Below are 20,680 nucleotides of genomic sequence, written 5' to 3'. Positions count from 1 at the left end.
CTGCTGAGGCGCCCCCTTGTGCAACCCGGTAGAGGGGGAGAATACAACACTAATGAATCGAAAGTCAGATATTTTATTGTAAAAAACGCCTGCCTGCACGTCCATCCCCCTGCGCCTGGCGACGTGACTAAAATAGCAAGGGCCACGGCGCAACGCGCGCCGTGGCCCCCGCTAGAGCAAGCGAGCGAAATCTAGCGCGGCAGCAGGGAGCCGCCCATCAGGAATTCATCGACGGCGCGCGCGCACTGGCGCCCTTCGCGGATGGCCCACACCACCAGCGACTGGCCGCGGCGCATGTCGCCGGCGGCAAACACCTTGGCCACCGAGGTCTGGTAGCAGCCGGCCCCATCCGTTGTCGCCTTGGCATTGCCGCGCGCATCCGTGTCGACGCCGAACGCTTGCAGCACCTGTTGTACGGGAGAAACAAAACCCATGGCCAGGAAGACCAGGTCGGCCTTCATCTCGAATTCCGAGTTCGGCACTTCGCTCATCTTGCCGTCTTTCCATTCGACTCTGCAGGCGATCAGCTTTTCCACCTTGCCGCCCTTGCCTTCAAAACGCTTGGTGGCCACGGCCCAGTCGCGTTCGCAGCCTTCCTCGTGCGAGGACGAGGTGCGCAGCTTGGTCGGCCAGTACGGCCAGACCAGCGGCTTGTTTTCCTGTTCCGGCGGCTGCGGCATCAGTTCGAACTGCGCCACCGAAGCGGCGCCATGGCGGTTCGAGGTGCCGACGCAGTCGGAGCCCGTGTCGCCGCCGCCAATCACCACCACATGCTTGCCGGTGGCCTTGATCTGATCCTTGAGTTTGTCGCCCGCGTTGACCTTGTTTTGCAGCGGCAGGAAATCCATGGCGAAATGCACGCCTTTCAGTTCGCGGCCCGGCACGGGCAAGTCGCGCGGCTGCTCGGCACCACCGGCCATGATGACGGCGTCGAATTCCTTTTCCAGGTCTTCGGGGAAAATGGTTTCCTTGGCCCAGTTGTTCACGTGGGCAGGGAAGTCCTTGCCGACCAGCACGCTGGTGCGGAAGACCACGCCTTCGGCTTCCATCTGTTTCACGCGCAGGTCGATGTGCGACTTTTCCATCTTGAAGTCGGGAATGCCGTAGCGCAGCAAGCCGCCCACGCGGTCGCTCTTTTCAAACACGGTGACGGCATGGCCGGCGCGTGCCAGCTGCTGCGCCGCCGCCAGGCCGGCAGGGCCGGAACCGACGATGGCCACTTTCTTGCCCGTGCTGAATCCCGCTGGCTGCGGCGTGACCCAGCCGTGCTCCCAGCCCATGTCGATGATTTTATGCTCGATGGACTTGATGCCGACGGGATCTTCGTGGATGCCCAGGGTACAGGCCGATTCGCACGGCGCCGGGCAGATGCGGCCCGTAAATTCCGGGAAGTTATTCGTCGAATGCAAGACGTCGAGCGCTTCGCGGTAATTACCGCGGTACACCAGGTCATTCCAGTCAGGAATGATGTTATTTACGGGGCAACCCGTGGTACAGAAGGGGATGCCGCAATCCATGCAGCGCGCGCCCTGCACGGTTGCTTGCGCATCCGACAGGTGCAGCACGAATTCCTTGTAGTTCTTCAGACGCGCGGCAGGCTCCAGATAGTGCTCGTCCTGGCGCTTGAATTCCATGAAGCCGGTAATTTTACCCACGATGTTTCCTTTGTATTTGGCTGGCGGGGAGCGGCCGGGCCGCTCCCTGGTCATTCATTTGGCAATGAGCTGCTGGCTCAGGCGGCGACGGCTTGCACTTCCATGGCGGCGTCAGCTGCCATTTCAATCAGCGCGCGCTTGTATTCGTTCGGGAAGACTTTCACGAACTTGCCGCGCGCCGCGGCCCAGTCATCGAGCAGGACGCGGGCGCGGGTGCTGCCCGTGTGCTTGAAGTGGCGCTCGATCAGGCGCTTGAGGATCACCTCATCGGCTTCCGGCGCGCCGTCGCGGTGCTGCGTATGCCAGGCGTCGCGGTCGACATGCTGTTCCGCTGCCGACACGACCTTGTCCAGGCTGACCATGGCCGTGTTGCACTTGCTGGCAAAGTCGCCGGCCGGGTCGTACACGTAGGCGATGCCGCCCGACATGCCGGCCGCAAAGTTGCGGCCCGTATTGCCCAGGACCACCACCGTGCCGCCCGTCATGTATTCGCAGCCATGGTCGCCCAGGCCCTCGACCACCGTGGTGGCGCCCGAGTTGCGCACGGCAAAGCGTTCGCCGGCCACGCCATTGAAGAAGGCTTCGCCGGCAATCGCGCCGTACAGCACCGTGTTGCCGATGATGATGTTGTCTACCGCCCAGCCGCGGAACTCGGTATTCGGCCGCACGATGATGCGCCCGCCCGACAAGCCCTTGCCCACGTAATCGTTGCCCTCGCCCACCAGGTCGATGGTGATGCCGTGCGCCAGGAAGGCGCAGGCCGACTGGCCCGCCGTGCCTTGCAGCTGGATGTGGATGGTGTCGTCCGGCAAGCCGGCATGGCCGTATTTCTTCGCCACTTCGCCGGACAGCATGGTACCCACCGTGCGGTTCAAGTTGCGCACGGGCGAGATGAACGAGACGCGCTCGCCCTTTTCCAGCGCCGCGCGCGCTTGCGCGATCAGCTTGTGGTCGAGCGCCTTTTCCAGCGCATGGTCCTGGAACTCGACGTGGCGACAGGCCTGGCCGTCCGGGGTTTCCGGCTTGTGGAAGATGGCCGAGAAGTCCAGGCCCTGTGCCTTCCAGTGCGAAATGGCCTTGGATTTGTCCAGCAGGTCGACGCGACCGATCAGTTCATCATATGTGCGGATGCCCAGTTGCGCCATCAATTGACGGGCTTCCTCGGCAACGAAGAAGAAGTAATTGACGACATACTCGGGCTTGCCCGAGAACTTGGCGCGCAGCACCGGATCTTGCGTGGCCACGCCCACCGGGCACGTATTCAAGTGGCATTTGCGCATCATGATGCAGCCTTCGACCACCAGCGGCGCCGTGGCGAAACCGATCTCGTCGGCGCCCAGCAAGGCGGCGATGACCACGTCGCGGCCCGTCTTCATCTGGCCGTCGGCCTGCACGCGGATGCGGCTGCGCAAGCCGTTGAGCACCAGGGTTTGTTGCGTTTCGGCCAGACCCAGCTCCCACGGCGTGCCCGCATGTTTCACGGACGACAGTGGCGAGGCGCCCGTGCCGCCATCGTGGCCGGCAACGACCACGTGGTCGGCTTTCGCCTTGGTGACGCCGGCGGCGACCGTACCGATGCCCACTTCCGACACCAGTTTGACGGAAATCGAGGCGCGCGGATTGGCATTCTTCAAGTCATGGATCAGCTGCGCCAGATCTTCGATGGAATAAATGTCATGGTGCGGTGGCGGCGAAATCAGGCCCACGCCCGGCACGGAAAAGCGCAGGCTGGCGATGTATTCGGACACCTTATGGCCAGGCAACTGGCCGCCTTCGCCCGGTTTCGCGCCTTGCGCCATCTTGATCTGGATCTGGTCGGCCGAATTCAGGTAGGCGGCCGTGACGCCGAAACGTCCCGATGCCACCTGCTTGATGCGCGAACGCATGGAATCGCCTTCCTGCAGGGGAATATCGACGACGATCTGCTTGCTGCCGACCACCGACGCCATGGTATCGCCCTGGCGGATCGGAATGCCCTTCAATTCCTGCGTGTAGCGGTTCGGATCTTCGCCGCCTTCGCCCGTATTCGACTTGCCGCCGATACGGTTCATGGCGACGGCCAGGGTAGCGTGCGCTTCCGTGCTGATGGAACCGAGCGACATGGCACCCGTGGCAAAACGCTTGACGATTTCCTTGGCCGGTTCCACTTCCTCGAGCGCGATGGCCTTGGTCGGGTCGAGCTTGAACTCGAACAGGCCGCGCAGGGTCAGGTGGCGACGGCTCTGGTCGTTGATGATTTGCGCGTACTCCTTATAGCTGGAGAAATTGTTGCTGCGCGTGGAGTGCTGCAGCTTGGCAATCGCATCCGGCGTCCACATGTGGTCTTCGCCGCGCACGCGGAACGCGTACTCGCCGCCCGCGTCGAGCTTGTCGGACAGCACCGGATCGTTGCCAAAGGCCAGCGCATGCAGGCGCAGCGCTTCTTCCGCCACTTCAAACACGCCGATGCCTTCCACGTTCGACGCCGTGCCCTTGAAGTATTTGTCGACCAGCGACTTGTTCAAGCCGATGGCTTCGAAGATTTGCGCGCCGCAGTAAGACATATATGTCGAAATACCCATCTTCGACATGACCTTCATCAAGCCCTTGCCGACGGCCTTGGTGTAGTTGTAGATGGCTTTATCGCCCGACAGCTCGCCCGGCAAGCCGTGCGCCATGTCGACCAGGGTTTCCATGGCCAGGTAGGGATGGACGGCTTCCGCGCCATAGCCTGCCAGCAGGGCGAAGTGGTGGGTTTCGCGGGCCGAGCCCGTTTCCACGACGAGGCCGGTGGAGGCGCGCAAGCCCTTGCTCACCAGGTGCTGGTGCACGGTGGAGGTGGCCAGCAGCGCGGGGATCGCCACCTGGTCGGCGCAAATGGCGCGGTCCGAGACGATCAAAATGTTGTGGCCGGATTTCACGGCGTCGACGGCTTCCGCGCACAGCGAGGCCAGGCACGCTTCCACGCCTTCCTTGCCCCAGGCCAGCGGGTAGCAGATGTCCAGCTCATACGACTTGAACTTGCCACCCGTGTGTGCGCTGATGTTGCGCAGGCGCTCCATGTCATCAAAGCCCAGCACGGGCTGCGCCACTTCCAGGCGCATCGGCGGGTTGACATTGTTGGTATCGAGAAGGTTCGGTTTCGGGCCGATGAAGGACACCAGCGACATCACCATCGCTTCGCGGATCGGGTCGATCGGCGGGTTCGTCACTTGCGCGAACAGCTGCTTGAAGTAGTTATACAGCGGTTTGAGTTTGTTCGACATGACGGCCAGCGGCGAGTCATTGCCCATCGAACCCGTTGCTTCTTCGCCGGCCACGGCCATCGGCGCCATGAGGAATTTCAAGTCTTCCTGCGTGTAGCCGAACGCCTGCTGGCGGTCCAGCAGCGATGGCTGGGCTTTTTCGCCCTGGGCGCGGTCCAGCTTGACTTGTCCTTCGGCCAGCTTGATCTCGTCGAGCTTGATGCGCACCGAGTTGATCCACGCTTTATACGGCTTGGCGTTGGCGTAGGTGTTTTTCAGTTCCTGGTCGTCGATGATGCGGCCCGCTTCCAGGTCGATCAGGAACATTTTGCCAGGCTGCAAGCGCCATTTCTGGATGATCTTCGATTCGGGGATCGGCAGCACGCCCGATTCCGACGCCATCACCACCAGGTCGTCGTCCGTGACGATGTAGCGCGCCGGACGCAAGCCGTTGCGGTCCAGGGTGCCGCCGATGTGGCGCCCGTCCGTGAACGCCATGGCGGCGGGGCCGTCCCACGGTTCCATCATGGCCGCGTGGTATTCATAGAAGGCGCGGCGGTTGTCATCCATGGTCGTGTGGTTTTCCCACGCTTCCGGAATCATCATCATCATTGCCTGGGCGATCGGATAACCGGCCATCAGCAGCAGTTCCAGCGCATTGTCGAAGCACGCCGTGTCGGACTGGCCTTCATAGATCAGCGGGAAGAGTTTCTGCAGGTCCTCGCCCAGCACGGCCGACTTCATCACGCCTTCGCGCGCGCGCATCCAGTTGAAGTTGCCTTTGACGGTGTTGATCTCGCCGTTGTGCGCAATCAAGCGGTAGGGGTGGGCCAGCGGCCATTCGGGGAAGGTATTCGTCGAGAAACGCTGATGCACGAGAGCCAGGGCCGAGATGCAGCGCGCATCCTGCAAGTCCTTGTAGTACACACCCACCTGGTCGGCCAGCAGCAAGCCCTTGTACACAATGGTGCGTGCCGACATCGACGGCACGAAGAATTCCTTGCCGTGCAACAGCTTCAAGGCCTGGATGGCGTGGCCTGACGACTTGCGGATCACATACAGTTTGCGCTCAAGCGCATCGGTGACCATGATGTCCGGGCCGCGGCCGATGAAAATCTGGCGTATCACGGGTTCCTTGGCGCGCACGGTGGGCGACATCGGCATGTCCGTATCGATGGGCACGTTGCGCCAGCCCAGCACGACCTGGCCTTCGATGCGCACGGCGCGTTCGATTTCCTGTTCGCAAGCGATGCGCGACGCGTGCTCCTTCGGCAGGAAGACCATGCCCACGCCGTATTCGCCAGGTGGCGGCAATTCCACGCCCTGCTTGGCCATTTCCTCGCGGTAGTACTGGTCGGGAATCTGGATCAGGATACCGGCGCCATCACCCATCAGCGCATCGGCGCCCACGGCGCCCCGGTGATCGAGGTTTTTCAGTATCAGCAAACCCTGTTCGACGATCGAATGGGTCTTGTTGCCCTTGATATGGGCGACGAAACCGACGCCGCAGGCATCGTGTTCATTGGCTGGGTCGTACAGGCCTTGCGCTTTCATGGGCTTCTCCGCTGCATATGACTATCGAAAAACTAGAGTAGTGCAACGCAACAAAAAACTCAACCAGAACAATTAGGGTCGGAGTCGAATTAAATCTGATTCTGTCGCCCTGAAAATTTAATAGGGACACAGTCGAGGCGATTTCAATAAAACGTCAGAAAGGAGTCATTTTTTGTTTTAAATGCGAATGGGTTTCACGGCGTCCGCTTCGGCCACGATTTTTCGGGGACGGCCACGCTTGGCGGGCAGCACCTGCCGCTGCATTTTCAGCTCCAGCGCCTGCTTGAAAGCGTCGCTACCCAGCGGCCAGCCCTTCAGCACCGCCTGCTCCACCACCTTCACCTGGCTGCTGCCCAGGCCCTGCTCGAACAGGCGCAGATACGCGGCCTCGCGGTCGAACGGCGTGTTGCCCAGCGCCCAGTACAGCGCGTGGTCGGTAATGACGGGGTCGGGACGCATACCCGCATGGTGCGCATAGCTGGACCAGGCGTGGTCCAGCGCTTGGCCCGCCAGACCGGCCTGCACGGGCACGCATTCCAGGTAGCGGCAACAGGTGAGAAAGAAATTGTCGGGATCGATGACGGAAGTTTTGTAGCGTCCCTGCCACAGCGCTCCTTCGCGGCCATATTTCTGGTTGAAATACGGCACGTAGTAGCGGCCCAGCCACTGCATCAGCTGTCCCAGGCCCGTCGCATCGGCTGGTGTAGCCAGTAAATGTAGTTGATCAGGCAATAAAACATAGGCGTGGATGGCCACCTTGAACATTTTCGCGCCCGTTTTCAGCCAGGAGAGGAACTGCGCGTAATCAAGCGCGTCCTGGAACACGGGCTGGCGGTTGCTGCCGCGCTGGATCACGTAATGGGGCAGTGCTGGAATAATAAGGCGAGGTAAACGGGCCATGGCAGAGTCTGTAAATAAAGGCTAAGGCCTTGATTTTACACACTTGTGAGCGCAAGACGCGACTCTGACCCTGTTTTATTTGACATACTGAAAAAAGCGGTTGACTCTGTCCCTTAATTGCAAAACAGGATGCTCATGCGCCGTCGCAAACGGCAAGTGAATAGTTCCAGCGGCCACCATTGTCGAGACAGCTGTCGATTTTCCATTCCTGACGCAGCCAAAGGACAGCACAGGACAACCCAACGATCAGCAACAGCCCAAGCAGGAAACGCAGTTTCACGTGAACCGCCTCTGGCGGTCAAGACAGATTAAAACTGGCCGACAGGCTGTAGCCTTCGCCATACGCGCTGCGCAGCGGCAAGTCCTGGCCCAGGCCCGTCTTGGCTTTCTTGCGCAGGCGGTACACGAGCATGTCGACCCGGCGGCCCGCGTCGGGATCTTCGCCGCCCATGCCGGCCACGATGACGTCGCGCGGCACGGGGCGGGTATTGATGGTCAGCAGGTGCAGGAAATTGAATTCTTTTTCCGTCAGGGCGATGACAGAACCCATCAGTTCAAGTTGGCGAGCGCTTACTTTCAAGGTCCACTTGCCCGGCTCGGGCAAGGGGTCTTGCGGACCGACGCGGCGGTCGAGCGCCTCGATATGGGCGGCCAGTTCGGGAAACTTGATCGGCTTGGTGAGATAGTGGTCGGCACCCAGACGCAGGCCGAGGATGCGGCTGTCGAAGGCGACGCGGCCCGTGAGCACCAGCACGCCGATTTGCGGATACAGCTGGCGCATGCGGGGGATGACGTTGAAGCCATCCTCATCGGGCAAGCCCAGATCCAGTACCACCACGCCAACATTCCCATGGCTCAACGCGGTCCACATGCCACCAGCGGAGCTGGTGATATGCACTTCGTGTTCGAGCTCAACGAGGAACTCCGCCATGTCTTCGGCGTAGTCCAGATTGTCTTCGACGATCAGTATTTTCGTCATTGCTACGCCATTCTTCCGTTAGTGAGCTTCCGTGGGCAAACCATGCCATTCACTTCGACACCATGATGGACGGCCTAACAGGTTTACGTCAAGGAATTATCACGGTTGACTTCAGCGGAAGCAAGGCTTTTCCTTGTCTAGACAGGAACGGGCAGCCAAATCCGGAAAAGTGCCCCGCCCTCGGGCAGATTATGCCCCTGCAAAGTCCCGCCATGCACCTCGACGACGGCGCGCGCCATGTACAGTCCCAGCCCCGCACCGGGGTGCGTGGCATGGCTTCCACGGCTTCCTTTCTCAAACAGCCGCGCCAGCTCCTCTTCCCGCAGGCCTGGCCCCGCATCGCGCACGCATAGCGCCACGCCGCCTTCGGGCACCAGGCTGGCCGACAAGCCAATCACGCTGCCCGGCGGACTGAACTTGACGGCGTTGTCCAGCAAAATCTTCAGGCACAGGGCCATGCCCGGCACGTCGCAGCGCAGTTTGAGCGGCAAGTCTTCATCGAGTTCCAGCTGCACCGTGTGGCTGGCGGGCACGGTGGCCGCCGCCTGCTGCAGCAGGGCCAGCGGCGCGATGCCGTCCGCGGCCCGCTCGCGGCCGATGGCCGCCATGCGTTCAGGCGACAGATAATCGTCGATCATGCCCAGCAGGCGGTCCACGGCCGTCTGGATTTTCACATAGCGCTTGCGCGTGGCCTCGTCGGCATCCTTCGAGGTCGAAACGAGGCGCTGGATGGCACCATCAATGGTGGCCAGCGGCGTGCGGAATTCATGCGACAGCATCGAAGCGAAGCGTTTTTGCTCTTTTTCCCGCTCAGCTTCCTGTGCCTGAATGGCCGTGACATCGCGCACCGTGCCCACCAAGGTCACGCCACGGCTGCCATGCCCCGGCACGATGGTCGAGCTGATTTCCAGCGCCAGCACCTGCCCATCGGCATGCGGCAATGCCACTTCACGCAGCAGTGTCAAGCGGCTGGCATCGCCAGCGCGCCAGCGCTGCAGGCGGGCCGGAACGTCGGCTGCCAGCTGCGCCGCATGCGCGCGCAGGGCGGGCATGTCGTGGCCCGTCATGCGCTGCGCGGCAGGACTAAGGTACAGCAATTCGAGGGTGCTGGCATCGAGCAAAAAGGCCACATCGCGGCCGTGCTCGGCCAGCAGGCGGAACTGATGTTCGCCGGCGCGCGCACGCAGCAGGGCGCGGCGCAGCTGGACAAAGCGCAGCGCCATGAGGATGACGCCGGCAAGCAGCAAGAGGAGAAAAGGCAGCATGCTTTATACCTGGCAAGAAATAATCGCCAAGTATAGGGCCAGCCGCCCCGTTAATCCTCGAGCGGGGCGAAAATCTGCTGCAAGTCTTCCTGCGTCAGGGCCATCTTTTGCGATTCGCCTTCGGCCAGGATCGATTGCGCCAGTTCCGATTTCTTTTGCTGCAGCAGCTGGATTTTTTCTTCCAGGGTGCCCTTGGCGATCAGTTTATACACGAACACGGGCTTGTCCTGGCCGATGCGCCAGGCGCGGTCCGTGGCCTGGTTTTCCGCCGCTGGATTCCACCACGGATCGTAGTGGATCACCGTGTCGGCCGCCGTCAGGTTCAGGCCCACGCCGCCCGCTTTCAGGCTGATCAGGAAGATCGGCACGGCGCCCTGCTGGAAGGCCGCCACTTGCGCGCCCCGGTCTTTCGTTTCGCCCGTCAGCAGCGCATACGGGATATCGCGCGATTCCAGTTCTTCCTCGATCAATTCCAGCATGCTGGTAAATTGCGAGAAGACGAGGATCTTGCGTCCTTCGTCGAGCAAGTCTTCCACCATCTGCATCAGGTCGAGCAGCTTGGCCGAACCGGCCGACTGCTTCTTCGCCGGCAGGGATTTCACCAGGCGCGGGTCGCAGCACACCTGCCGCAGCTTCAGCAGCGCTTCGAGGATGACGATCTGGCTGCGCGCCACGCCCTTCTTGTCGATTTCCTCGCGCACTTTTTGATCCATCGCCAGGCGCACGGTTTCGTACAGGTCGCGCTGCGGCCCCGTCAGTTCCACCTTGCGCACCATCTCCGTCTTCGGCGGCAGTTCCTTGGCCACGTTATCTTTCGTGCGGCGCAGCAGGAACGGCTTGATGCGGCGGTTCAGCAGCATGCGGCGCAGCGGGTCGTCCTGGCGTTCGATCGGATGGCGGAACTGGGTGTTGAAGGTTTTCTCGTCGCCCAGCAAGCCCGGCAGCAGGAAGTGGAATTGCGACCACAGTTCGCCCAGGTGGTTTTCCAGCGGCGTGCCGGACAAACACAGGCGGTGGCGCGCGCGCAGCAGGCCCGCGCTTTGCGCCGCCTTGCTGCGCGTATTCTTGATGTAGTGCGATTCGTCGAGGATGACCAGGTGGAAATCATGCTCGCGCAGGGTTTCCTCGTCGCGCGGCAGCAAGGCGTAGGTGGTCAGCACCAGGTCGCATTGGTCGATCTGGTCGAATTGCTGCGCGCGGTCCTTGCCTTGCAGCAGCAGCACTTTCAGGCTGGGCGCGAACTTGGCCGCCTCGTCCTGCCAGTTGCCCATCAAACTCGTCGGCGCGATGACGAGCGCCGGATGCGTCAAACGGCCCGCTTCCTTTTCCACCAGGATATGCGCCAGGGTCTGCACCGTCTTGCCGAGACCCATGTCATCAGCCAGGATGCCCGCCAGGTCATGGTCGCGCAGGAATTGCATCCACGCCAGGCCATCGGCCTGGTAGTCGCGCAAGGTGGCTTGCAAACCGGCTGGCGCCGCCACTTTTTGCACGGCACCGAACTGGCTCAGCTTGCGGCCCATGGCGCGCAGCTGCTCGCCGCCCGACCAGCGCAATTCCAGCCCGCGCGCCAGGTCTTCCAGGCGCGCCGCGTCCAGGGTCGACATGCGCACCGCATGTTTGATCTTGTCGCTGAAGTAGAGTTCCCCCAGCGTGTTCAGGATCGGGCGCACGCGGCCCCAAGGCAGGGCCACGCGCGTGCCATCGGGCAAGGTCGCCAGCATCTGGTCATCGTCGGCATGCGCCTCGATGACTTTCGGGTTGAAATCGTTGGGCGCGTTGCGGATCAGCTGCACCAGCACGGGCAGCAGCGGCACGCGCTCGTGGTTGACGACGATGCCCAGTTCCAGTTCGAACCAGGCATTGCCGCTGTCCGGGTCCTGGTCGTCGATCTCTGCATACCAGTCGTCCACGTCGCTCACGTCGTAGCGGTATTTGGCCGTCTTTTCCACGATCCAGCCCTGCTCCAGCAGGGTATCAATGCCGGACTCGGCAAAACGCAGCCAGTCCGCCTGGGACGGCAGCAGCAAGGCGCCCTTCAAGCCGCTCAAGGGGGCGGCGCCCGGCTTCTTGAATTGCAGCTCGGCCAGGGTGGCCAGCGCGCGCGCTTCATCGACCGTGTTTCTCTGGATAATTTCCGTCACCTCGCCCACTTGCCGCACCACCCGCTGCGACGGATCGAACGAGACGCGCTCGCCATCGTAGTCGTAGGATAGTACAGCGAAGTCATGCCAGCGCTGGACGCTGCCGTCGGCCAGCATGGCGCTGTCCATCAGCAACACCGGTTGCGCCGGCACATCCTTGCGCAAGCGCTGCGGCAGGGGCTGCGGCAGCGGCATCAGATGCTGCAAGCCTTGCGCCAGCAGCAGTTGCGACACGCGCACCTTGTCGTTGGCGTTCAGGGGCGGCGCCTGCGCCACCAGCGCCTGCAAGTCGGCCAGGGAAATGTCGGAGCCGCCCTGGTTCAGTTCCAGCACGCCGCACGACAGGTTGTCGATATACCATGGCGGATCGGTGGGCAGCATGTAGTCGATCTGGTCGGCACCATGGTGCTTCGCGCCTTCCGGCGGATCGACTTGCCAGCCCAGGCGCATGGTCTTGCCCTCGTCGCGCCAGAACAGGCGGGCGGGACGCACGGGACCTTCTTTCAGCGGGTACACGAGGCCATTGCCGACGTCGGCCCAGGAATTGGCCCACAGCAGCTTATCCTGCTCGGCCAGCATTTTCAGCAGGGCCGCGCCGACCTTGCCCTTCGGCTCCGTGGCGCTGCCCGTCTGCGAATTCTGCCCGCTGCGCATGGCCACGAAGAAACGCACGAGGTCTTCGTCGGCCGGCGTCAAAAAGCTGGGCGGCGCCGACAGCAGCGAAAAGATTTCGCTGATGGGAGACGCCGCCGCCACGTCGCCATTCGGCCGCAGCCGCGCCTTGTACAGGCACAGGGCCACGTGGCGGCCACCGCTGGTGGGCGCCAGCACGTAGATCAAACGATGCCCGTTGAGCTTGGGATCCGGTTCGGCAATCGTCAGCACGGCCTTCGGATGGGCGGCTGCCTCCACCCGCTGCAGCCAGGTGGCGACGGCATACGGCAAAGGCGCACCCGGCGCGCTGGCCGGGGCAACTGGGGTTTCACTGGTTTCGTCGCGGGTAAAATCCATGGGGCGCATTAGAGTGTAAAGGTCGTATCCAAATCGGCAACAGGCAATATTATCCGCCATACAGGCGTTGCTGGCTTGATTCACACACGCTCTTTGAGCAGTTTTAATGCGCGATGCTTAAAAAATAAGTATTTAATGCGACACTCCTGCCCCGCTGGCGGCAAAAATGGCCCGCCATCGGCCATTCCCGCCGCGCGCAAGGCACTTGTCAGGCTGGCACGCTTGCTTCTTCGGCCACGGCCGGCGCCGCGACAGCCGGCGCGGCGCCGTCATTGGCGGGCGTAAAGTTGCGTAAAAACAAGAAAAACTGGCCCATCATCTGCGTCCACAATTGCAGATTGATATTCAGGTACTCCTTGCTGACGCCGCCGGCCACCAGCACATCCATTTCCAGCACGACAAAATCACCATGCTGGGCCACGCGCGCAAAACGCTTGCTGCGGTGCCACTCAGCCAGTAAGCCGGCCGGCAAGTCGCCGCCCTGCACGCGCAGCGGGCAGCTCAGGGTCAGGTCCGCATACTGGCCAGGCGCCGCTTCATTGCCCCACAGCACCTGGAAACCGATGCCATGGCTGGCGCTGTGCAGGCGGACCACGCCATCGTGTTCGATGCTGGTGACGGCGCAGCCGGCCGCCTTGATGGCGTCGGCCATTTGTTCCGCGTTCAGGGTGGTCAGCAAGGTATTCGTGTGTTCCATGGTCATTCCATTCAGTCAGAAAGTAAAATTATTGGGGAGCGGGCGCGGCCGGCGTGGCGGCCGCTTCCGTTTGACGTGCATCAAAGCGGCCCTGGTACAACTGGTCGCCGTACTGCTGGGCGATTTGCTCCAGCTTGACCCGGCTTTGCGCGGCAAACGGCTGGCGTGCCCGCATGACGTCCAGCACATCGAGTCCTTCGTACGCCTGCAGAATCTCTTGCCCGGTGGCATACAGCTGGGCATTCTTGCTTTCGCAACGGGCCAGCGCGCCGCGCTGCGCCGTCACTTCGCCGTCGAGGCGCGCACGTTCCGCTTCCAGCTGCTTGCCGCTGGCCGTCAGCTGCGCGCTGGCCTGGCGGTATTGCGCCAGGCTGGCCGCCGCCTCTTGCGCGGCAGCTGTGCTGCGCTGCTGCTCCTGCGCCAGTTGCTCCCGCTGCGCGCGCTCCTGCGCCAGCTGCGACTGGCTGCGCGCCAGGTCTTTTTTCAAGGCATCGCTGGCGGGCGCGGCGGCGGGTGCCGCCTTGGCCACGGGCGCGCCCTTGGCTTTCAGCAATTCCAGTTCGCCGCGCGTCTGCTGCAGCTGCGCAGTGACATTGCGCAGCTCGGCCCGCAGGCGCTCTTCCATGCTCTGGCCCTTCTGCCCCTGCGCCTGGGCGGCATTACCCGCCAGCAGCAAGAGCAGCACGGCCGACAGGCGCGCCGTGTTCGCGTTAACAATCGACATCATGGCTCCTTAAAAACGCGCGTTCAATTCGATTTGCAGGGTGTCGATCGACAGTGCCGAGCCGAACACTTCGCGGCTCGACGTCCAGCGGCCGTTGAGCCAGGTATTCTTGTCGAGCGCATACGCGCCGCCCAGGTAGTAGCCGCGCGCATTCGTGCCGCCCAGGTGGAAGGTGGAATCGTTGTAGGCGTCAGGCAAGGCATCCGGTTCGATGCGCTTGTAGCCGAGCAGCACGTTCCAGTCGCCGCGCGCCGCCGGGCTGGCCTTGCCCAGGGTCGCCTGCAGCATGTAGGCATTGCCGCCGCTCTTGAAATCGGCTTGCGTGACGCCGCCCGTGCCGCCGAAATTGTTCATGATGCCGCCCTTCGCGCGCGCCCACATGTCGTTCTTGTCGTAAGCCATGTTGCGCACATAATCGCCTTCGATGCGCAAGTCCGTGCCGCCGGCCACCTTGCTGTCCCAGCGCGCGTTCAGGTTGGCCAGGCGGAACTTCGATGCCAGGCCCACATATTGCGGCTGCGGCGTATTCGCCGGGTCGAGCGGGTTCAGGGCGATATTGCGCAGTAACATCAAGCTATTGCCCTTTTGCATGCTCGACGGACGGGACCAGTCCGTGCCGCAGCCATCGGCGCCCGCGTACAGCGCGCATGGCTGCGAATATTCGCCGCTGATGTTGCGGAAGTTGTAGTAGGCCAGCGCGCCGCGCAGCTGGTTGTCGCTGTTGACCTTCCACGCGGCGCCCACTTGCGCGCCCAGCAGCCATTTGTTTTCGCTGGACATTTTGGCCTGGCTGCGGCTAGGCGCATTGTCGGACGAATACTCGAGCGGAATGATGCCCAGGGTGCCGAAGACCGTCACGTCCTTGCTGTCGCCGACCGGTTGCCGCACCTTGGCGGCGATACCGTCGAAATTGAGTTCGCTGGAAAACAGTTCATCGGCTGACACGAAGGGATTGTCGAAGCGGCCCGCCGTCACCGTCAGCCAGGAAGCGGGCTGGTACGACAGCCAGGCCTGATCCAGCCAGATGTTTTTCTTGCCCAGGCCGCCACCGAGGGTTTGCGTGGTCGACACGGGGCTGTCGTCATTGCCGCTGGCCAGGCGGATGCCTGCTTGCGTGCTGTCGGAAATATCGGCCAGGATGCCCAGGCGGGCGCGCGCGCGCAGCAAGTTCTTGCGGTCCTGGCGCGTGTTCAGCAGCGATGGCAGGGTCAGGTTGGTATTCGGGTTGACGTCATAGCCGCTGCCGCTGTTGAGCGAGCGCCAGTCGATCTCGATATTGCTGTTGGCCATGTCGTAATAGCGCGATTCATAGCGGGCGCGCACATCGCCTTCCATGCGGATGCGCTTGGTCCATGCCGGCGTTTCATTCGGCGCGGCCCAGCCGCCCGCTTTTGCCTCGGCCATGACTTGTCCCTTGATTTCGTCACGGATCTGTTCGCGCACGGTTTGCGAGATGTACGGCACGCGCACGTCGCCCGGCTGCACTTGCGCCAGGGCCACGGGCGCGCCGGCAGGGCGGGCTTGCGCGGCGGCCAGCGCCTCGCTCTGCGCCTGCGCCAGCAAGGCTTCGCCGGCATCCTTGTTCAGTGCGCCGCTCTGGATCAGGCCACGGATCAGCTTGACCATGGTGCTGTCGGCCGGTACGGCCGTGGCTTGCGCTTGCGCCGCGCCCGCCGCCACGCTCAGGGCCAGGGCGGCCAGCGCCAGCGGCAGGCGGTGCGTGCGCTGTGAGGAAGAAAATAAGGAATTCATTGTGTCTTTCGCTAAAAATTAAGATGAATTGGGGACGCTATGGCCGGCGGCCTTTGATCGAAACGCGCGCCGGGAAACGCAGTGCCGCCGGCGGCCGCTCATCGGCGCGGAAGTCGCGCACCATGGCCAGCACCTGCTCGTCGGTCTGCGCATTGCCCGTGCCCTGCACCAGCAGCGCTTTCGTTGCCTTGCCGTCCGCATCGAGCCACAGGTCGACGCGGATATCGTTGAACGCCAGCTGGCGCGTGCGCGGGTCGCGGGCAAAGGCCAGCTGCAGCGCATTGGCCACATAGCGGCCATACGATCCTGCGCCAAGGCCGCCGCCAGCACCGCTGCCGCTCATGCCGCCGCCGCGCCCGGCCTGGATGCCGAACGCGTCGCTGCCAGCCTGCGCCGCACCATCGATGGTGACGGGGTCGCCCTTGTCGGGCGACGGGCTTTCCGGCGCGTCATCCATGGGCTTGTCGGCCGGTACCGGTTCCGCTTCCGACACTTGCGGCACCACCTTGTCGGGTACCGGTTCCGGCAGTTTTTCCGGTTCCGGCGGCGGGGGCGGCGGGGGCGGCAGCATCAGCATCGGCGTGGCCGCCACTTCGCGCTTGGTGGCCGCCGTGTCGGACAGCAAATACCAGACCAGCGCGGCCAATGCCGCCGCCAGCAGCAGGCCGCCGGCCGCGCCGCCCCAGCGGCGCCACCACTGCGCGGCGCCCGACGGTTCCGAGGCCGCCATCCTTGTCATGTCGTCACGCTTCACCTTGCGCTCCTCATGCCGGCTTGCCGGTCACCAGGCCGACCTGGTTCAGGTCGATACGGCGCAGCAAGTCGAGCACTTCGACCACCTTCGCGTATTGCACAGCGGCATCGCCGCGCACGATCACGGGGAAGTCGGGCGTGAGCGCCTTTTCCGTGCGCAGCCGCTCTTCCAGCTCCGGCAGGGTGACGGGATAGGCATCGAGGAAGACCTGGCCCGCGTTGTCGATGGTGATGGCCTTGGTCTTCGGCTTTTCCAGCGCCATGGCCGAGCTGGCCTTGGGCAGGTCAACCTTGATGCCGGGAATGCTGGCGTTGCTGGTCAGAATGAAAATCACCAGCACCACCAGCAGCACGTCGACGAAGGGCGTGATGTTGATGCCGCCGCTACGCTTGCGGGGGGTAAACTTGGCGGAGGTGGCCATGGTTATGCGCCCCTCACGCCTGGTGCAGCGCGGGACGCATCTGGCGTCCGTCGCCCTGCTCTTCCGCCAGGCGCGTGGCGAATTCATCGACAAACACGGCCATGTCGGCAACGATGGCGTCCGAACGCGAGGACAGCCAGTTGTAGCCGAACAGGGCGGGAATCGCCACGCCCAGGCCCGCCGCCGTGCACAGCAGCGCGGCGGCCATGCCCGGCGCCACCGAGTTGATGTCCACGGCACCGGCCATGGCGGCCACGACGAACACCAGCATGATGCCGATCACGGTGCCGAACAGGCCGACATACGGCGCGCCTTCGATGGTGGTCGACAGCCAGATCATGCGTTTGGACATGCGTTCGCTCTCGCGCACCATCACGCCATCCATGGCGGCGCGGATGGCGCCGATGGTCGCGTTCGACACGGCGCTCATGTCGTAGCCGCGGTCGTGGCGGCGGCGCATCTCGTCGATGGCCACGTCATACAAACGCCACAGCGAGGAATCCGTCTTCACGGTTGTGTTCAGTTTGCCGCTGCGTGCCAGCTGGTCCAGCGGCGCGCCCGCGCCTTCGTGGAAGGCTTGCATGAATTGCGCATTGGCGCGCGCGATGGCGCCATAGCTGCGGCCCTTGCCGATCATGATGATCCACGACAGGACCATCATCAGGCCCAGCACGCCAACGACGATCCACGCGTCGAGCGGCATGGCGGCGATGATGAAGCCGAAATGGCTTTTGCCCGCCTGCTGTTCATCGGCGCCAAACACGGCCAGGCGCGATTCGGAACCTTGCGAGACGGCATCGGCCAGCAGCAGCGCGTCGGGACGGGCCGTGCGCGACAGGCGCAGCTCGTCGATGGCACCCGTGAAGTTGCTCAGGGTAGCGGTGCCGGAGGCAACCGGCGGCGCGTCGGCGCCCACCGAGGCGGCCGTGCTGAACGCCGGCAGCGCGGTGGCCAGCGACACGGCAGGACGGCCGCCCACATACAGCGCCACGTTGTTCTTGTCGGCCTTGACGGCCAGGTGCGACCACTGCGCGGCCTGGATAGGCTGGCCCTGCTTGCTGCGCTGGCCATTCACTTGCACGAAGGGCACGCCCTGGTCCACGCCGATCAGCAATTCGCTGGCGCCATCGCGGCGCGCATACAGCACTTGCTGCGCGCCCAGGCTGTCCGGACGCACCCAGGCCGAGAAGGTGAATGGCGCGCCGGCAGCCAGCGCCAGCGATGGCGAGGCAGGCAGCATCAACGGTGCCGTGCCCAGGCGGGCGCCCGCGCCGATGACGGAACCTTCGAGTGCCGGCACGGCCGTCTGCGCATGGTTGCCGTAGGCGGTGCTGTCGCGCGACGGCACGCCAGGTTCGGCGAAGTGGTACACCAGGCTGTAGTCGGGGTCGAACGTGCGCTGGCCATTGCCGGAAGCGGGCGCCTTTGGATTGCCGTAGTACATCCACAGCTGCTGCGGCGTGCCCGCCGCCAGGGCCGGCACGTCGACCCAGATCAGGGCGATGCCCAGCAGCGGGTTGAACTGCTCGATCTGGTGGTTCAGGACGGTCTTGTCGTCGCCCGCCACGAAGCGCAGGTCGGCGCCGCTGTCGCTGACGCCCTCGAAGTTGAAATTACCCGAGTGCAAGCGCAGCAGGACGGGAATGCGGCCCGGATCGCCGCCCACGGCGCCCGCCTTGGGACCGGCATCGACGGTGACGGGTTTGCGGTAAGCCCAGTCGGGCTGCCACCAGGCATGCGCCAGGCCGGGAACAAACGTGCCCAGGATCGTGAGCAGAAAAAGAAAACGTTGCATGACAGTGATTCTCCGAAGAAAAGTCTAGAAAAGTGCAGTGCTGGTGAGCCGGCCCGTCAGTAGCTGGCCGACAGGTTGAAATGGATGCGCCGCACGTGTTTGTGCGTGCGCGGGCCATCGCGCAGCGGGTAGGCAAAATCGATGCGGCCATTCAGGTAGCGCAGGAACTGGAAGCTGCTGCCGACGCCCACCGATGCCAGGCCGAACAGGTCTTTCTGTTCCGGCAGCGGATCGCGCAAGCGCAGGCGCGCGCCATCGGCAAAGGCAAACAGGCGCCAGTTTTCCAGGCGGCTGAAATACGTGAGCTGGGGCGTACGCCATTCGACGCTGCCCGAGATGCCGTAGTCGCCCGTCGCTTCGGCCGACAGGTAGCCGCGCACGGAATTGGCGCCACCGGCGGCCATCTGCTCGCCCGACACCAGCGCCGCGTCGGCCAGCTGGCCCGACAGGCGGCCATGCAGCTGCGCGCCGCTGCCCAGGGTCTGGGTGGTGTTGGCGTCGCCCTTCAGCACGAGGAAGCTGGGCGATGCCTTGTAGCGCTTGTTGTCATAGGCGGCGCCGTCGCTGCCATAGCCGAACGAGGCGCGCGTGCCGGCCACCAGCGACAGGCCCAGGCCGTACGTCGCCGTGTCCGTCTGCGCATAGCCGTTGTAGGCCACGTTGAGCGGCACGTATTTCAAGGGAACGCTGGAGCCGGCACCGTTCAATTTCAGCGCTTCCTGGTTATCCTTGAAATCGATGCCGGCGGCAAAGCTGTGCCACCAGATGCCGCTGTTGGGCACCGTGTAGTTGAGCTTCATGCCCAGCGCATGACCCTTGCCCAGCACGCTGGTGCCGCCCGTGCTGGCCACGTTGCTGTTCGACTTGTAGCCGGTCGCTTCCACGCTCCAGCCCTGCGTGCCGATGGGCGCCACGTACGAGGCGGACCACACTTTGGTCTGATTCAGGTCGCCCGGCGTGCCGAAAAAGCTGATGGTGGCGCTATGCCCCAGCTGCCACAGATTGTCGTGGCCCACCGACATACTGGTGCGCAATTTTTTCGTATCCGCGCTGTAATCGTTGTTCAAGCCCACGCTGGCGCGCCAGGGGCTGCTGTCTTCCACTTTCAAGTCCACGTCCATGGTGCCGGGCAGCGCGCCCTGGCGTACCAGCGGCATCACCTGGCGCTTCGGCCCCCGGTTCAGGGACGTCAGCTCCACTTGCGCCTGGGTAAAGTCGGGGACGCTACCTTCCGTCAGGGCCGGCACCTGCTGGCGCACGTCGAGCGGCGAGTTGTATTGCGCACCGACCACGCGCAAGCGTCCCACCTTGGTTTCGCTCACCTGCAGCACCACCACGCCCTGCTCCACCTGCTGCTCGGGCAAGTCCACGTAGACGGACTGGTAGCCGCGCGCCTGGTAGGCGGCCACCAGGGCGTCGCGCGCCCCTTCCACGTCCTTCAGGGTGCGGCCCGGCCCCAGGAAGGGCGTCACCGCTTCTTCGATGGCGCGGGCGTCGAGCACGGTATTGCCGCGCACTAGGTATTCCTCGATGGTCACCTGGCGTTCCGGCGCGGCAGGTGCCGCCGCAGCGGCTGGCGCATCCTGCGCGCGCGCCATGCCGGGCAGCGCCAGCATGGCCAGGCACAGCATCGTCAGGGCCGTCGCGGGTGCCGCTGGCGGCACGCCCCTGCCCTTGGTTGTCATTTCACGCATCTTCCATTCACCTTAAAATCAAACGGTTGCCCTGTGTTGCGGCGCTGGGCCGGCGTTTTTTTTGTTGCCAATGCTGATCTACTGATGCCTAGACAGCCGCCGCGCGCGGCG

14 protein-coding genes are annotated in these 20,680 nt (G+C 63.6%); all 14 read right to left on the bottom strand.

Going from position 1 to position 20,680, the window contains the following annotated elements; translation table 11 throughout:
• Nucleotides 1-191: 191 nt before the first annotated feature.
• The 14 genes from ACQ4WR_RS23505 to ACQ4WR_RS23440 all read right to left on the bottom strand — a co-directional run bounded on the left by ACQ4WR_RS23505 (nucleotide 192) and on the right by ACQ4WR_RS23440 (nucleotide 20,569).
• On the bottom strand, nucleotides 192-1,655 hold the full coding sequence (locus ACQ4WR_RS23505; RefSeq protein ID WP_436490239.1) for a glutamate synthase subunit beta: 1,464 nt from the start codon (nucleotides 1,653-1,655) through the stop codon (nucleotides 192-194).
• Between the two features lie 77 nt (nucleotides 1,656-1,732).
• The gene (locus tag ACQ4WR_RS23500) at nucleotides 1,733-6,433 is read right to left on the bottom strand and encodes a glutamate synthase-related protein (protein WP_436490237.1); all 4,701 of its coding nucleotides are present in this window, start codon (nucleotides 6,431-6,433) and stop codon (nucleotides 1,733-1,735) included.
• Between the two features lie 177 nt (nucleotides 6,434-6,610).
• Complete coding sequence (locus ACQ4WR_RS23495) at nucleotides 6,611-7,333, bottom strand: transposase (RefSeq protein WP_436490235.1); 723 nt, start codon at nucleotides 7,331-7,333, stop codon at nucleotides 6,611-6,613.
• A gap of 133 nt (nucleotides 7,334-7,466) precedes the next feature.
• Nucleotides 7,467-7,613, bottom strand: a complete 147-nt coding sequence (locus ACQ4WR_RS23490) for a hypothetical protein (protein ID WP_436490233.1) — start codon at nucleotides 7,611-7,613, stop codon at nucleotides 7,467-7,469.
• 18 nt (nucleotides 7,614-7,631) lie between these two features.
• A complete protein-coding gene (locus ACQ4WR_RS23485; RefSeq protein WP_071326049.1) occupies nucleotides 7,632-8,312 on the bottom strand; it encodes a response regulator transcription factor in 681 nt (226 codons plus the stop codon).
• Nucleotides 8,313-8,449: 137 nt separating this feature from the next.
• Complete coding sequence (locus tag ACQ4WR_RS23480) at nucleotides 8,450-9,577, bottom strand: PAS domain-containing sensor histidine kinase (protein WP_436490231.1); 1,128 nt, start codon at nucleotides 9,575-9,577, stop codon at nucleotides 8,450-8,452.
• Nucleotides 9,578-9,627: 50 nt separating this feature from the next.
• Nucleotides 9,628-12,732 (bottom strand): DEAD/DEAH box helicase, encoded by a 3,105-nt coding sequence (locus ACQ4WR_RS23475; RefSeq protein ID WP_102296017.1) that lies wholly within the window; start codon nucleotides 12,730-12,732, stop codon nucleotides 9,628-9,630.
• 208 nt (nucleotides 12,733-12,940) lie between these two features.
• Nucleotides 12,941-13,429, bottom strand: coding sequence for a YbjN domain-containing protein (locus ACQ4WR_RS23470; protein ID WP_436490229.1), 489 nt, complete (start codon nucleotides 13,427-13,429; stop codon nucleotides 12,941-12,943).
• 28 nt (nucleotides 13,430-13,457) lie between these two features.
• Complete coding sequence (locus ACQ4WR_RS23465; protein ID WP_436490227.1) at nucleotides 13,458-14,156, bottom strand: hypothetical protein; 699 nt, start codon at nucleotides 14,154-14,156, stop codon at nucleotides 13,458-13,460.
• Between the two features lie 6 nt (nucleotides 14,157-14,162).
• Nucleotides 14,163-15,905 carry a putative porin gene (locus tag ACQ4WR_RS23460; protein ID WP_436490225.1) on the bottom strand — a complete coding sequence of 581 codons (1,743 nt, stop codon included), beginning with the start codon at nucleotides 15,903-15,905 and terminating at the stop codon, nucleotides 14,163-14,165.
• Nucleotides 15,906-15,942: 37 nt separating this feature from the next.
• On the bottom strand, nucleotides 15,943-16,659 hold the full coding sequence (locus ACQ4WR_RS23455; protein WP_436490224.1) for an energy transducer TonB: 717 nt from the start codon (nucleotides 16,657-16,659) through the stop codon (nucleotides 15,943-15,945).
• A 10-nt stretch (nucleotides 16,660-16,669) separates the two neighbouring features.
• Complete coding sequence (locus ACQ4WR_RS23450; RefSeq protein WP_034753784.1) at nucleotides 16,670-17,080, bottom strand: ExbD/TolR family protein; 411 nt, start codon at nucleotides 17,078-17,080, stop codon at nucleotides 16,670-16,672.
• 13 nt (nucleotides 17,081-17,093) lie between these two features.
• Nucleotides 17,094-18,875: a DUF2341 domain-containing protein gene (locus tag ACQ4WR_RS23445; RefSeq protein ID WP_436490222.1), complete on the bottom strand. Its 1,782-nt coding sequence runs from the start codon at nucleotides 18,873-18,875 to the stop codon at nucleotides 17,094-17,096.
• A gap of 56 nt (nucleotides 18,876-18,931) precedes the next feature.
• Complete coding sequence (locus ACQ4WR_RS23440) at nucleotides 18,932-20,569, bottom strand: ShlB/FhaC/HecB family hemolysin secretion/activation protein (RefSeq protein ID WP_436490220.1); 1,638 nt, start codon at nucleotides 20,567-20,569, stop codon at nucleotides 18,932-18,934.
• Nucleotides 20,570-20,680: the final 111 nt, after the last annotated feature.

The organism is Janthinobacterium amylolyticum (assembly GCF_051380655.1).
Lineage (GTDB): Bacteria > Pseudomonadota > Gammaproteobacteria > Burkholderiales > Burkholderiaceae_D > Janthinobacterium.
The sequence above is the reverse complement of the archived record's forward strand: the minus strand, read 5'-3'. Positions and strand labels throughout refer to the sequence as shown.

Excerpts from the sequence above, each read along its gene's own strand:
- ACQ4WR_RS23450 (WP_034753784.1), bottom strand. The coding sequence starts at position 17,080 with ATGGCCACCTCCGCCAAGTTTACCCCCCGCAAGCGTAGCGGCGGCATC.
- ACQ4WR_RS23440 (WP_436490220.1), bottom strand. The coding sequence starts at position 20,569 with ATGCGTGAAATGACAACCAAGGGCAGGGGCGTGCCGCCAGCGGCACCC.
- ACQ4WR_RS23445 (WP_436490222.1), bottom strand. The coding sequence starts at position 18,875 with ATGCAACGTTTTCTTTTTCTGCTCACGATCCTGGGCACGTTTGTTCCC.
- ACQ4WR_RS23485 (WP_071326049.1), bottom strand. The coding sequence starts at position 8,312 with ATGACGAAAATACTGATCGTCGAAGACAATCTGGACTACGCCGAAGAC.
- ACQ4WR_RS23465 (WP_436490227.1), bottom strand. The coding sequence starts at position 14,156 with ATGATGTCGATTGTTAACGCGAACACGGCGCGCCTGTCGGCCGTGCTG.
- ACQ4WR_RS23480 (WP_436490231.1), bottom strand. The coding sequence starts at position 9,577 with ATGCTGCCTTTTCTCCTCTTGCTGCTTGCCGGCGTCATCCTCATGGCG.
- ACQ4WR_RS23495 (WP_436490235.1), bottom strand. The coding sequence starts at position 7,333 with ATGGCCCGTTTACCTCGCCTTATTATTCCAGCACTGCCCCATTACGTG.
- ACQ4WR_RS23500 (WP_436490237.1), bottom strand. The coding sequence starts at position 6,433 with ATGAAAGCGCAAGGCCTGTACGACCCAGCCAATGAACACGATGCCTGC.
- ACQ4WR_RS23460 (WP_436490225.1), bottom strand. The coding sequence starts at position 15,905 with ATGAATTCCTTATTTTCTTCCTCACAGCGCACGCACCGCCTGCCGCTG.
- ACQ4WR_RS23470 (WP_436490229.1), bottom strand. The coding sequence starts at position 13,429 with ATGGAACACACGAATACCTTGCTGACCACCCTGAACGCGGAACAAATG.
- ACQ4WR_RS23475 (WP_102296017.1), bottom strand. The coding sequence starts at position 12,732 with ATGGATTTTACCCGCGACGAAACCAGTGAAACCCCAGTTGCCCCGGCC.